Annotated in this window: 12 protein-coding genes and 1 other RNA gene; 12 read left to right on the top strand and 1 reads right to left on the bottom strand. The window is 54.8% G+C overall.

Translation table 11 applies throughout. From position 1 onward, the window contains the following. Positions 1–394 precede the first annotated feature (394 nt). Positions 395–1,213, bottom strand: coding sequence for an RNA methyltransferase (locus M0R70_10615; GenBank protein MCK9419817.1), 819 nt, complete (start codon positions 1,211–1,213; stop codon positions 395–397). 225 nt (positions 1,214–1,438) lie between these two features. On the opposite strand from M0R70_10615, the gene M0R70_10610 reads away from it, so the two are divergent. From M0R70_10610 to xseA, 12 genes are all read left to right on the top strand, one after another. Then, positions 1,439–1,912, top strand: coding sequence for an Rrf2 family transcriptional regulator (locus tag M0R70_10610; protein MCK9419816.1), 474 nt, complete (start codon positions 1,439–1,441; stop codon positions 1,910–1,912). 1 nt (position 1,913) lies between these two features. After that, a complete protein-coding gene (locus M0R70_10605; GenBank protein MCK9419815.1) occupies positions 1,914–3,098 on the top strand; it encodes an IscS subfamily cysteine desulfurase in 1,185 nt (394 codons plus the stop codon). 10 nt (positions 3,099–3,108) lie between these two features. Next, positions 3,109–3,537: a Fe-S cluster assembly scaffold protein NifU gene (gene nifU / locus M0R70_10600; GenBank protein ID MCK9419814.1), complete on the top strand. Its 429-nt coding sequence runs from the start codon at positions 3,109–3,111 to the stop codon at positions 3,535–3,537. Positions 3,538–3,631: 94 nt separating this feature from the next. Continuing rightward, on the top strand, positions 3,632–3,874 hold the full coding sequence (locus M0R70_10595; GenBank protein ID MCK9419813.1) for a sulfurtransferase TusA family protein: 243 nt from the start codon (positions 3,632–3,634) through the stop codon (positions 3,872–3,874). An 87-nt stretch (positions 3,875–3,961) separates the two neighbouring features. Then, positions 3,962–5,017 (top strand): HD domain-containing protein, encoded by a 1,056-nt coding sequence (locus M0R70_10590; GenBank protein MCK9419812.1) that lies wholly within the window; start codon positions 3,962–3,964, stop codon positions 5,015–5,017. A gap of 140 nt (positions 5,018–5,157) precedes the next feature. Then, a complete protein-coding gene (gene ftsY / locus M0R70_10585; protein ID MCK9419811.1) occupies positions 5,158–6,063 on the top strand; it encodes a signal recognition particle-docking protein FtsY in 906 nt (301 codons plus the stop codon). Positions 6,064–6,129: 66 nt separating this feature from the next. Then, positions 6,130–6,402 (top strand): cell division protein ZapA, encoded by a 273-nt coding sequence (locus M0R70_10580; protein MCK9419810.1) that lies wholly within the window; start codon positions 6,130–6,132, stop codon positions 6,400–6,402. Positions 6,403–6,576: 174 nt separating this feature from the next. After that, a non-coding RNA gene (gene ssrS, locus M0R70_10575) (6S RNA) lies at positions 6,577–6,756 on the top strand. 526 nt (positions 6,757–7,282) lie between these two features. Next, on the top strand, positions 7,283–8,548 hold the full coding sequence (locus tag M0R70_10570; protein ID MCK9419809.1) for a replication-associated recombination protein A: 1,266 nt from the start codon (positions 7,283–7,285) through the stop codon (positions 8,546–8,548). Next, positions 8,541–10,097, top strand: coding sequence for a ribonuclease Y (gene rny / locus M0R70_10565; protein MCK9419808.1), 1,557 nt, complete (start codon positions 8,541–8,543; stop codon positions 10,095–10,097). Before M0R70_10570 ends, rny begins: the two co-directional genes overlap by 8 nt. A gap of 118 nt (positions 10,098–10,215) precedes the next feature. After that, on the top strand, positions 10,216–10,995 hold the full coding sequence (locus M0R70_10560; protein ID MCK9419807.1) for a TIGR00282 family metallophosphoesterase: 780 nt from the start codon (positions 10,216–10,218) through the stop codon (positions 10,993–10,995). A 17-nt stretch (positions 10,996–11,012) separates the two neighbouring features. Then, complete coding sequence (gene xseA, locus M0R70_10555) at positions 11,013–12,233, top strand: exodeoxyribonuclease VII large subunit (GenBank protein MCK9419806.1); 1,221 nt, start codon at positions 11,013–11,015, stop codon at positions 12,231–12,233. Positions 12,234–12,294: the final 61 nt, after the last annotated feature.

The following is a 12,294-nucleotide window of genomic DNA, read 5'->3' as shown; positions in this document are numbered from 1 at the left end:
CCTCCCTGCTCATGGTGATCATGTCCTTTTCTGCCACAATGCCCTCCTATTAACGTTAGGCATTGTAACTGGAAATAGGACATTTCTATTTTGGCGAATTAGGACATTATCATTTTGGGATTACATATGAAGCGAAGGGGAGATGTAATGCTTCAGTTACGGGTAATCCACAACCATCTTGTCATCCCCGAATGGTTCTGTCGGGGATCTGGTTTTATTGCCGGATTGAGAACCATATTCCCGATAGGAGCGTTCGGGAATGACAGTTTTTAAAGATAATGAAGCAAAGATAACTTGGATGATTATCCTGTAACGTAGATTCACGGGGCGATGGTTGTCATCATGAAGAGATCCGTTTTGCGAGGTTTGAATGGTTGTATGGAGCGGCTTGTTGTTATCGGCGTGTTCTCTGTCTCATTGCTTCATACAGGACTACTGCGGAGGAGGTTGCAACATTCAATGAGTCGATTGTTTCCGCCATGGGAATACGAACGCGGAGGTCGACTTCTTCCATGATATCCTGTGGCAGTCCGGCGCCCTCCTGTCCCAAAATAACCACGGTCGGTTTTTTGAGGTCGATATCAAAGTGGGCCTTTTCACCGGTCACGACGGTCGCAACAGTCTGAAAGCCTTTTTGCCTGGTGAGCTTCATGAATGCTCTGCTGTCCCCGATGCGCACCACGGGAAGCCGGAGGATGCTGCCCATTGATGCTCTGACGGCCTTGGCGCTGTAGGGATCAACGGTATTTGGCGTGAGCGCTATGCCGGCCGCGCCCACCGCCTCGACTGTTCTGATGATGGTGCCCAGGTTGCCGGGGTCCTGGAGCTGGTGGCAGATGACTATGAGCTTTGAACCATGAGCTAAGAGCTCGTCTTGGCTATGCTCCTTCATCGCAACAACCGCCATCACCGGCTGAGGAGTCTTACTCTCCGATAGTGAATCCATCAGTTTTTCCGAGATCCAGAGGATATCGATTGATCTGGTTTCCGCCAGCTTGATCACACCCTTGCCGTGATGTTGAACGAGAGATGGTGAGGCTGCGACCAGGTTTACATCGGCCTTGTCCCTGAGCGCCTCCTCGACCATTTTAACGCCTTCGATCAAGAAGGCCCGTTCTTTTTTTCGATGTTTGGGGTCGGACAGGGCGCGCAGGTGTTTTATAAAGCTGTTGTCTTTGCTCGTGATCGGGTTATGAGGGCTGGATTGCTGCATGCAAGGGAGTATACCATAAACAGGATAGAGTGCGAACGGGAAATTCTCATGCCGGTTGAAGTGATGATTTCATGGGGATTAATAAATTAGTGCAACTGCCGGTAAAAAAAGAAAACAATATACTTGACAATATTAGTCAAGTTTGTTATGTTTTCAGTGAGAAGTAGTGAGGACGGAATCAGTCCTGTATGGAGAGGGCCTGGGCCTTCAGGGCAGGTATACAGTATGAAGCTATCGACAAAAGGTAAATATGGCGTTCGGGCCGTGTTTGAGATTGCACGGAACTACGGCAAGGGGCCTATTTCGATCAAGGAGATCGCGGAGCGGCAGGGGATTTCTTTCTCCTATCTTGAGCAGATCCTGCACAAACTCGGCAAGGCCGGATTGATCGAAAGCGTACGCGGTCCCGCAGGAGGATATTTACTCGCGCGGAAGCCGTCGGAACTGACGATAGGCGATATTGTGCGTGTCCTGGAAGGACCGATAGCGTTGTCCCATTGTCTGGAGCCCGGCGAGTCATCTGATTGCTATCAGGCCGACGATTGCGTGGCAAGGATGGTCTGGGTAAAAGTCGGCGCAAAAATTGAGGAGGCGCTCGACGGCATCAGCTTTGATGATCTCTTGCAGCAGCATCAAAAAGATCCGCTTCTCCTGAAGCCGAGGAAAAAAGCGGTGTTGGCGGGAAAGGGGGCATGTTGATATGAGAAACGTTTATCTAGACCACGCGGCCACAACGCCGGTTCATCCGAAAGTCCTGGAGGCCATGCTCCCCTATTTTTCGGTAAAGTTCGGCAATCCATCCAATTTGCATGATGTCGGGCGGGAGGCAAAGAATGCCGTCGAAGAGGCGAGGGCCAAAACGGGAACGCTCATCGGGGCCAGGGCCGATGAAATATTCTTTACCGCCAGCGGCGCCGAGTCGAACAATTTTGCGATCAAAGGTCTGGCCCAGGCAAACAGCCAGAAGGGCAAACATATTATCGTATCGCAAATAGAACATTTTTCCATCCTTCATCCGGTGAAGACGCTCGAGAAATCCGGCTTCACGGTCACCTATCTGCCGACGGACAAACAGGGGATCGTAAGCCCCGATGATGTCGCCAAGGCGATCACCAAGGAGACCATTCTCGTATCGATCATGCACGCGAACAACGAAATCGGAACCATAGAACCGATCGAAGAGATAGGCAGGATCACCCGGGAACGGGGCGTACTGCTCCATACCGACGCGGTCGCGACCACAGGATGGATCCCGGTGGAGGTCGGGACACTGGGCGTGGATGCTCTTTCTTTCTCAGGCCACCAGTTCTATGGCCCCAAGGGAGCGGCCGGGCTCTTTGTGCGCAAGGGAGTCAGGATCAAACCGCTGATCGAAGGGGGCATTCAGGAGGACGGGAGGCGTGCGGGCACCGAGAATGTGCCTGCCATCGTGGGTCTGGGCAAGGCTTCGGAACTTGCGGCAGCAGAGGTCGCCAACCGGATGAATTACCTTACCCCGCTCAGGGACCGGCTCCAGAAGGGCCTCAGTGAAAAGATCGAACACCTGGTGATCAACGGCCATCCCGTGAAAAGGCTGCCGAACAACCTGAATATTTCATTGTGGTATGTGGAAGGCGAGTCCATGCTCCTGTTCCTGAATATGCAGGGGATCTCGGTCTCGAGCGGATCGGCATGCACCTCGCGGTCGCTCAAGTCGTCCCATGTGCTCACCTGTATCGGCACGGACGCTGCTGTGGCGAACGGGACGCTGCTGATGTCGCTCGGGATGGGGAACACCACGGAAGATATCGATTATGTGATAGAGACCCTTCCTCCCATTGTACAGCGCCTGCGGGAGATGTCTCCGCTCTATGAGGATATGTTAAAAAAAGAAAAAGGAAAATGAGGAGGACACCATGGAACAGTACAGCTCAAAAGTGATGGAGCATTTCGCCCAGCCGCATAACGTGGGCGAGATCGAGAACGCGGACGGCGTCGGCACCGTGGGGAACCCGGTGTGCGGCGACGTGATGCGTCTTTACATCAAGGTGGAGAACAATATCATCACGGACGCCAAGTTCAAAACCTTCGGGTGCGGCGCGGCAATCGCCACCAGCAGCATGGTGACGGATCTGGTGAAGGGAAAGACCATCGACGAGGCGCTCAAAATATCCAATGCGGCCGTTGCCGAAGCGCTCGGCGGCCTGCCGAAGGTAAAGATGCACTGCTCGGTGCTGGCCGAGGAGGCGCTGAGGTCCGCGCTCGATGACTATTACAAGAAACAGGGCAAACCTTCGCCGGTGAAGATATCCGCTGACGCAGGACATGAACACGAGATGGAGTGATTCAATTGCGGAATGCGGAGTGCGGAGTGCGGAATGAAATACCAGAGTTAATCTGTGTGCATCCGAGTAAATCCGCGTCTGGCAGGATGTATCTATGGACGTAAAGGACATCAAACCCGATGAAATACTGGACTGTGTCGGCCTTTCCTGTCCCATGCCGATCCTCAAGACATCGGTCAGGATCAAAGAGATGAAGCAGGGCCAGGTTCTTGAAGTTCAGTCCGACGACGAGGGCATTGAAAAAGACATGCCTGTGTGGTGCCGGATGACGGGGAATGAGTATCTCGGCCTTGCCAGGGACGGAGAAGAATATCGTGTCTACGTGAGGAAGAAATAATCGGAAATCACGCTTTGACAAAGCGGTGATGATGGTTTATTATCAAAACGCTTGAATTATCCAGGACCTGCGACGGAAGGGGCTTTGATGCAGACCATAGCGACGTTAAAAGAAGGCGACTGGGTTGAGGACATCTACCTCGTTACCTCGAAACAGATCTCGACGGCAAAGAACGGCGTGATCTATCTGTCGCTGAAGCTGGCGGACAAGACCGGCGAGATCGATGGCAGGCTGTGGGACAATGCCGAAGAAATTTCCGGGAGGTTCGAGCGGGAGGATTTTGTCCGCGTCAAGGGGATGGCGTCGGTATATCAGGGCTCGATGCAGGTCAAGTTGAAGACGCTCGAAAAGGTTGATGACTCCAGGGTGGACGTCGCAAACTTTCTCGAAACGTCGCCGCGGAACATCGATGAAATGGTACAGGAGCTGCGGACCGTTGCAGCGGCCCTCTCCAACGGTTATCTCCGGCAACTCATGAATGCCTTTCTTGACGATCCTTCCTTTATGACACTGTTCAAAAGAACGCCTGCCGCAAAGACACTCCATCACAATTATATTGGTGGGTTGCTTGAGCACATCGTTGAGCTTGTTGCGCTTGCTCGCGATGTGGCAAAGCACTTTCCCTCAGTTGACCTGGACCTGCTGACCGTGGGCGCATTCCTGCACGACATCGGCAAGGTGAAAGAACTTGCGGTCAGAAAATCGATCGAGTATACGACCGAAGGGCGGCTCATCGGTCACATCTCTTTGGGGTACGAGATGATCGTTGAGAAGGTAAGCGCGATCCCGTCGTTCCCTGCCGAACTGACTCTGCTGCTGAAGCATATCATGCTCTCGCATCATGGAGAATACGAGTTTGGCTCTCCCAAGAGGCCCAAGATCCAGGAAGCGATCATCATCAATTACCTGGATGACCTCGAGGCCAAGATCAACAACTTCCAGGCAACGATCAAAAAAGAGAATGTGGCCGAGGGGGCATGGACAAACTATAGTAAAATGCATGACCGGTATCTTTACCGGCAGTCGAGCTATTCCACTCCGGCGGATGGGGCAGAAGACGTTGAAGAAAAGAGGCACAAGGGCAAAAAGGCGGTCTCCAGCGGGGGGTCGGATGTGTCCGGGAAATTGCCGCTGGATATATAACGACATTCTGCGTATGTCGAATTGGAAAGTGAAGAGTGTAAATTGGAAATTGTAAATTAATAGGAACTGGTCGTAGTCTTTTTATCAATCTCAAATTTCCAATTTTCAGTTTCCAATTTCCAATTCATTTGAGGTATTCCATGTTCGGTGTTCTCCGCAGTCTGCGTGATGGGCTGGCAAAGACCAGAAAGAACTTTGCGGATAAGGTCGGTTCTCTGATCCTCGGTGAGAAGATCGACGAAGCGTTCCTCGATGAACTTGAGGAGGCGCTTATCGCGTCGGATGTCGGCGTCGCAACTGCTTCGCTCGCGCTCAAGGACCTGAAGGAACGGTTCAAGCGCAATGAGCTGTCCTCTCCCGCGCAGGTGAAGGACAGGCTCAGGCAAATTCTGTTTGAGATCATTTCATCCCCGTCGCCGGTATTTTCCCTTACCGCGTCTCCGTCGGCGGTGCTCGTTGTTGGTGTGAACGGTACGGGCAAGACCACGACCATCGGCAAACTGGCGAGCCGGCTCCAGGCAGAGGGGAAGAAGGTTATGCTTGCAGCGGGAGATACCTTCCGCGCAGCGGCCTCGGAACAGCTTTCGATCTGGGGGGAGCGCGCGGGAATACCGGTGATCAAACATAAGGAAGGCGCCGATCCCAGTGCTGTGGTATTCGATGCCGTTTCGGCGGCAAAGGCCCGGGCCGTGGATGTGCTCATCGTGGATACGGCCGGCAGGCTGCACACGAAATCGAACCTTATGGAAGAGCTCAAAAAGGTGCGCCGCATTCTGTCACGCGAACTGCCGGGCGCACCGCATGAAACCCTGCTCGTCCTCGACGGGAATACGGGCCAGAACGCGCTGGTGCAGGCAAAGATGTTTCATGAGACAGTGGGCATCACCGGCATCGTGCTCACGAAGCTCGACGGCACAGCCAAGGGCGGTATCGTCTTCGCGATTTATAAGGAGCTTTCGATCCCGGTGAAGTTTGTGGGTATCGGTGAGGCAATTGAAGACCTGAGGAGCTTTGATCCGAGGGAGTTCGTGGATGCGCTTTTGTGAACAGGGAGCATAGAGCATAGAGTTTAACCCTTTGCGCTCTGCTCTATGCGGTTCAACGGAGAACCTATGGAACGCGTGCAGGTCGAGATATTCGGTCAGGTGTACAGCATCAAGGGCAAGGATGATCCCGCCTATATCCGCGAACTGGCTGCGTTCATTGATGCTAAGATGAAGGAAATACAGAAAGGCACCGGAACGGTCGATCCTCACCGGGTGGCAATCCTGATGGCGCTTACGATTACCGATGAACTTTACCGTTTGCGCGAGCGATATGGGATCCTGGAAAAAACATCTGAGAACGCCGCCGGTCGTCTGCTCGATATTACCGAAAACCTCTGAGAAACCGCTGCAAAACATTGTTTGTTCCGAGTGTCTGTTGCGAGAGAAATATTCAGTATCCTTACGTATCAGGTTGAAATACAATAAATTTAACCCTCCCCAATGACAGAGCGCCTTCTATTTTCCCCTTGCCATTTTCAGCTGGTTCTGGTATATACTAGTAGAAATAAAAAGTGTCCCCTGCTTTGCCCGTGATGATGTAACTTGTTCCTCGTGAAAAAAAAATTACGGGAGCCGTTCCTGAAAAGGGTGTGCATGCCCAGATAGGACTGGGAAGCCTGAACTTTTCTACACAGCGCCCACCTGGTTAATACCAGGAACCAAGTTTGTCCACACGGCAAAAGCGGGGGATTTCAAATAGTTCGATAAAAACGGTTTCATACTCATAACTAATGTGTAATCAGCGCTGATTCGAAAGGAGCGGAAAGTTCAGGCTCCGGCGCTTGTGATAGTGTTCAAGAAACAGCGGTTCACTGAGGCATTTGGACGACACGAACCTTCAAAAAAGAGTGTTTCTCAGTTCCGCGACCAGATTGATTTTTACCAGCACGGTAACATAACGAGACTATGGGGATTTTCATGCATACATATATCCACCGAGAGGAAACACCGGGGCCACACGTTCCGGAGATAGTGCGCGCCAAGACTGTTCACCAGATCTGTTTTGCGCAATCTCCTGGAAAATCAGCAGCTTTCCGGGTATCCTTTCAAACCCCCGGTCCTCTGTTATCCTGATCTGGTTCAATCCGGCCCCCTCACTATTACAGGTCCCGTCTGAGCCCTTCCGCAGTTAAGAACGTTGGGTCTTAAAAATCTCAATAAACATTCGCAGGCTGAGTCACTGTCTGTCGAGCCCTCTCTTCCGCCCCTGGCGTGGAGAATGCGTCCCCGTAACCTGTCGGAATTCGCGGGCCAGGAGCATATTCTGGGTACGGGTAAGCTCCTTCGCAGGGCCATCGAGACGGATCGGTTCATGTCGCTCATTCTGTATGGCCCGCCGGGCGTGGGTAAGACCGCGCTTGCGCACCTGATCGCGGAGCGAAGCAGCGCACACTTTGTCTCGCTCAATGCTGTTACCGCCGGAGTAGCCGATATCCGGAAGGTGACGCATGAGGCGATGCAGGAACGAGCGCACAGCGACGCAAGGACCCTCCTGTTTATCGATGAGATCCACCGCTTTACACGGGTACAGCAGGATGCGCTCCTGCCCGATGTAGAGCGGGGGAATATAACGCTTATCGGCGCCTCGACGCAGAATCCCTTCTTTGCCATTATTCCAGCGCTTTCCTCACGCTCGCAGATCGTTGAGTTCAAACCGCTCAGCCATGAAGACCTTAAGTCGCTCATCCTTCGAGCGCTTGCCGATAAAGACCGGGGATTCGGGAATCTGGCCGTGACCCTGACGCCGGATGCCCTCGGCCTCATAATTGCTCAATCCAACGGCGATGCGCGGCGTGCGCTGAATGCCCTTGAACTCGGCGTCCTCTCGACCGTCCCGGGTCCTGACGGCGCCATCCTCTATGATCTTCATACGGCAGAGGAGTCCATTCAGAAGAAGGCGCTGGTCTACGATGAAGACGAGCATTACGACACGATCTCCGCATTCATTAAAAGCATGCGCGGGAGCGATCCTGATGCGACGCTCTATTGGATGGCAAAGATGATCCATGCCGGCGAGGACCCGTTGTTCATCGCGCGCAGGATCGTGATCGCCGCGAGCGAGGACGTCGGGAACGCGGATCCGCGCGCGCTCTTTGTGGCCGTTTCCGCATACCAGGCAGTCGAGCGCATCGGCATGCCTGAGGGCGCGCTGCCGCTCGCGCAGGCGGCTGTGTATGTTGCCTCCGCGCCGAAGAGCAACGCGTCGTACCTCGGCATCAAAGAGGCGATGAGGGACATTGAAGAAGGGCAGCTCATGCCGGTACCGGACCATCTGAAGGACGCTCAATACAAAGGAGCGGGCCGTCTCGGCAGGGGCAAGGGCTACAAATATCCGCATGATTTTCCGGGCCATTATACGGCCCAGGACTACCTCCCGCAAAAGCGGGAGTATTACCGGCCCTCGGAGCAAGGCGAAGAAAAAAGGATCAAGGAACGCCTTGCCGGGCTGAGAAAGAGATCCATGGAGGAGAAAGAGCATGATTGAGTATATTGTGGTGTTGATTATAGGGCTTGCCGTGGGATTGGGTGCGGGCCTGCTGATCAAGGGAAAGTCAGCCGCGGGCAAGATCAAGGAGGCTGAAACGGAAGCGGCGAGGATCATTGCCAATGCCGAGCGTGAGGCGGAGACCAAGCGCAAGGAGGCGGTGCTCGAGTCCAAGGACAAATTCTATCAGGCGCGGTCTGAGTTCGAGAAGGAGACCCGGGAAAAGCGCCAGGAGATCCAGAACCAGGAGCGGCGGCTCACTCAGAAGGAAGAGAGTCTTGACAAGAAGACCGACCTTATTGAAAAACGGGAATCCGAGGCAGCACGGCGTGAGAAGGAACTGACGGCGAAGGAGAAGATCGCGCAGGAAAAGGAAGAGCGCTTCGAGAAGGGGATCCAGGAGCAGCGGCTGATGCTCGAAAAAATCGCGAACATGACCGCCGAGGAGGCCAAGCGCCAGCTTATGGTCGCCATGGAAGACGAGGCCAAGTATGAGGCGGCCAAGACCATCAAGCGGATCGAGGACGAGGCCAAGGAAGAGGCGGACAAGAAGTCGAAGAACATCATGAGCCTGGCCATCCAGCGGTATGCCAGCGACTATGTAGCGGAGGCCACGGTCTCCGTGGTCAATCTTCCCAATGATGAAATGAAAGGCAGGATCATCGGGCGCGAGGGCAGGAACATCAGGGCACTCGAGGCGGCGACGGGCATCGACCTGATCATCGACGATACTCCGGAAGCGGTGATCCTGTCGTGCTATGATCCGCTTCGGAGAGAGATCGCGAAGCTTACGATCGAGCGTTTGATCCATGATGGACGCATCCATCCTGCCCGTATCGAGGAGATCGCCGAGAAGGTAAGGAAAGACCTCGACATCACCATGAAGGAGGAAGGCGAAAAAGCCGCCTTTGATCTCGGCCTCCATAATATTCACCCCGAGATCATCAAACTGCTCGGAAGGCTCAGGTTCCGGACGAGCTATGGCCAGAACGTGCTGATGCATTCGCGTGAGGTCGCCTATTTCGCGGGCGTCATGGCCGCGGAGTGCGGTGTGGACCAGAAACTGGCTCGCCGCGCCGGTCTGCTGCATGACCTGGGCAAGGCTGTTGACCACGAGGTGGAAGGGACCCATCCCCAGATCGGTGGGGACCTGGCCAAGAAGTACGGTGAGAACCCCAAGGTGATCAATGCGATCATGACCCACCACGGAGACGGGGAACCGAACTGCGTGGAGTCCGTTCTGGTCGCGGCCGCGGACGCGCTCTCGGCGGGAAGGCCGGGTGTGCGGCGTGAGACGCTCGAGAGCTACCTCAAGCGGCTTGAGCAGCTTGAGACCGCGGCGAACTCCTTTAAAGGCGTCGAGAAATCCTACGCTATCCAGGCAGGCCGGGAGATCCGCATCATTGTCAAACCGGAAGATCTTTCCGATGCCCATTCTGCCCAGCTTTCGCGCGACATTGCCAAAAAGATCGAGACCGAGATGTCCTATCCCGGCCAGATCAAGGTCACCGTGGTCCGCGAGAGCAGGTATGTGGAGTATGCCAAATAACTTCAGTGCGGAATGCAGAGTGGCGAGTGCGGAATGATTACTCGAAACTCCGCACTCCGAACTCCGCACTGATCATGCAGGGCGCAACAGCGTAGGCAGTTCTACAAGGATATGTAAGGTGAAAATACTCTTTATCGGTGACATCATCGGCGAGCCGGGCAGGAAGATGGTGCGCGCGCAATTGCGGGGACTCAGGGACACTCACCGTCCCGATCTCGTGATCGCGAACGGCGAGAACTCGGCGGGCGGATTCGGGATCACGGCCGAGATCGCCGATGAATTGTTCTTTCTCGGCATCGACGTGCTGACGTCGGGCAACCACGTTTGGGACAAGAAGGAGATCGAACCCTATCTTGCAAAACAGGACCGGCTCATCAGGCCGGCAAACTATCCCGAAGGCAATTCCGGATACGGCAGTGTGATCATCTCGACCGAGAACGCGGGCAAGGCCGCGGTCCTGAACCTGGAAGGGAGGGTCTTCATGTCGAACCTGGAAGACCCGTTCCGCGTTGCCGAACAGGAGATCGAGAAGCTGAAAAAAGAAACGCCGGTCGTAATCATCGATTTTCACGCCGAGGCAACGTCCGAGAAGATCGCCCTCGCCTGGCATTTGGACGGCAAGGCGAGCGCGGTGATCGGGACCCATACCCATGTTCAGACAGCCGACGAACGGGTCCTCCCGGGCGGGACGGCTTTCATTACCGATGCGGGCATGACCGGGCCCACGGACTCGGTTATCGGGGTGAAGAAGGAGCAGGCCATCAAGCGGTTCCTCACCCAGACCCCGCACCGGTTCGAGATCCCCAAAGGGCCGGTGCATCTCTGCGCGGTCGTCATCGATATAGACGGAAAAACGGGAAAGGCGAATTTCATAGAAAGAATACACATCAAATCCTAGGTCATGGGTCAGGGGTCATGGATCAAGGGTCAAATAAGTCTCATGTTTTAACCGTCACTCAGCTTACCACTCAGATAAAAACCCTCCTCGAAGGGGCGTTTCCCGACGTCTGGGTGGAAGGTGAGCTCTCGAACCTCAGCATACCCCAGTCCGGTCACGCCTATTTCACGCTCAAGGACGAACACGCCCAGGTCCGCGCGGTCATGTTCCGCTCCTCACTCCGGTTCCTCAAGTTCACGCTCCAGCACGGCATACAGGTGCTGTGCAGGGGCAGGATCAGTGTCTATGACCCGCGCGGTGAGTACCAGCTCATTCTCGATTATATCGAACCCAAGGGAGTGGGCGCGCTCCAGCTAGCCTATGAACAGCTCAAGGCGCGGCTCGATAAGGAAGGTCTCTTCGATCTTGGTCGCAAAAAGCCGCTTCCGCTCCTTCCCCGGCGCATTGGTATCATCACGTCACCGACCGGCGCCGCGATCCGTGATATGCTGCGCGTGATCAAGCGCCGCCATCCCCGGATGCATATTTTTCTCTATCCCGTGCCGGTGCAGGGCATCGATGCCGCCCCCGCTCTTGTTGAGGCAATTCATTATTTCAACAGGGAGAAGATCGTTGAGGTGATGATCATGGGCCGCGGCGGCGGTTCACTCGAAGACCTCTGGGCCTTCAATGAGGAATCGGTGGCGCGCGCGATCGCTGCCTCAAAGATCCCGCTCATTTCCGCGGTCGGTCACGAGACGGACTATACGATCTCTGATTTTGTCGCTGACCTGCGAGCGCCGACGCCATCCGCGGCAGCGGAGATGGTGGTGGAGAGCGAGGAGCGTTTTCAGGACACTATTCGTTCTCTCGAAATCAGACTGGTCGGCCGCATTGAACAGAAGATCGAAACGGCGCGCGCGTCGCTCCGCGAGAATTTCCGTCTTTTGGGGGACCCGAGGCGGAGAGTTGAACAGGTCGTGCAACGGGTGGATGAACTGGTCCGCCGGATGGCGCTGGGACTTCGGCAGCATGTGCGCAGGGACCGGGCGCAGCTCACGTCTTTGACGGCGGGTCTCGACCATTTAAATCCGCTCGGCATCCTTTCGCGCGGATACAGCATAACAAGAAAAATGCCTGAAGGGGTGATCCTCAAAGATGCCAGGGCTGTCGAGCCCGGCGATCTGATCATATCCAGGCTCCATGAGGGCGAGGTCTTGTCCCGGGTGGTGAGGCAGGACGCAGCGGACAATCCGTAGCTGCCGAGAATATCCTGTGTCGTTCAAGGAGCTGTCACAACAATACTCGATCATTTGATGA

Source organism: Nitrospirota bacterium (assembly GCA_023229435.1).
Taxonomy (GTDB): Bacteria; Nitrospirota; UBA9217; order UBA9217; family UBA9217; genus JALNZF01.
This window is presented reverse-complemented; position numbering and strand designations above follow the sequence as displayed.

What these genes read in the sequence shown, in the direction of transcription:
- M0R70_10615 (MCK9419817.1), bottom strand. Translation starts at nt 1,213, where the DNA reads ATGCAGCAATCCAGCCCTCATAACCCGATCACGAGCAAAGACAACAGC.
- M0R70_10610 (MCK9419816.1), top strand. Translation starts at nt 1,439, where the DNA reads ATGAAGCTATCGACAAAAGGTAAATATGGCGTTCGGGCCGTGTTTGAG.
- M0R70_10605 (MCK9419815.1), top strand. Translation starts at nt 1,914, where the DNA reads ATGAGAAACGTTTATCTAGACCACGCGGCCACAACGCCGGTTCATCCG.
- nifU (MCK9419814.1), top strand. Translation starts at nt 3,109, where the DNA reads ATGGAACAGTACAGCTCAAAAGTGATGGAGCATTTCGCCCAGCCGCAT.
- M0R70_10595 (MCK9419813.1), top strand. Translation starts at nt 3,632, where the DNA reads ATGGACGTAAAGGACATCAAACCCGATGAAATACTGGACTGTGTCGGC.
- M0R70_10590 (MCK9419812.1), top strand. Translation starts at nt 3,962, where the DNA reads ATGCAGACCATAGCGACGTTAAAAGAAGGCGACTGGGTTGAGGACATC.
- ftsY (MCK9419811.1), top strand. Translation starts at nt 5,158, where the DNA reads ATGTTCGGTGTTCTCCGCAGTCTGCGTGATGGGCTGGCAAAGACCAGA.
- M0R70_10580 (MCK9419810.1), top strand. Translation starts at nt 6,130, where the DNA reads ATGGAACGCGTGCAGGTCGAGATATTCGGTCAGGTGTACAGCATCAAG.
- M0R70_10570 (MCK9419809.1), top strand. Translation starts at nt 7,283, where the DNA reads ATGCGTCCCCGTAACCTGTCGGAATTCGCGGGCCAGGAGCATATTCTG.
- rny (MCK9419808.1), top strand. Translation starts at nt 8,541, where the DNA reads ATGATTGAGTATATTGTGGTGTTGATTATAGGGCTTGCCGTGGGATTG.
- xseA (MCK9419806.1), top strand. Translation starts at nt 11,013, where the DNA reads ATGGATCAAGGGTCAAATAAGTCTCATGTTTTAACCGTCACTCAGCTT.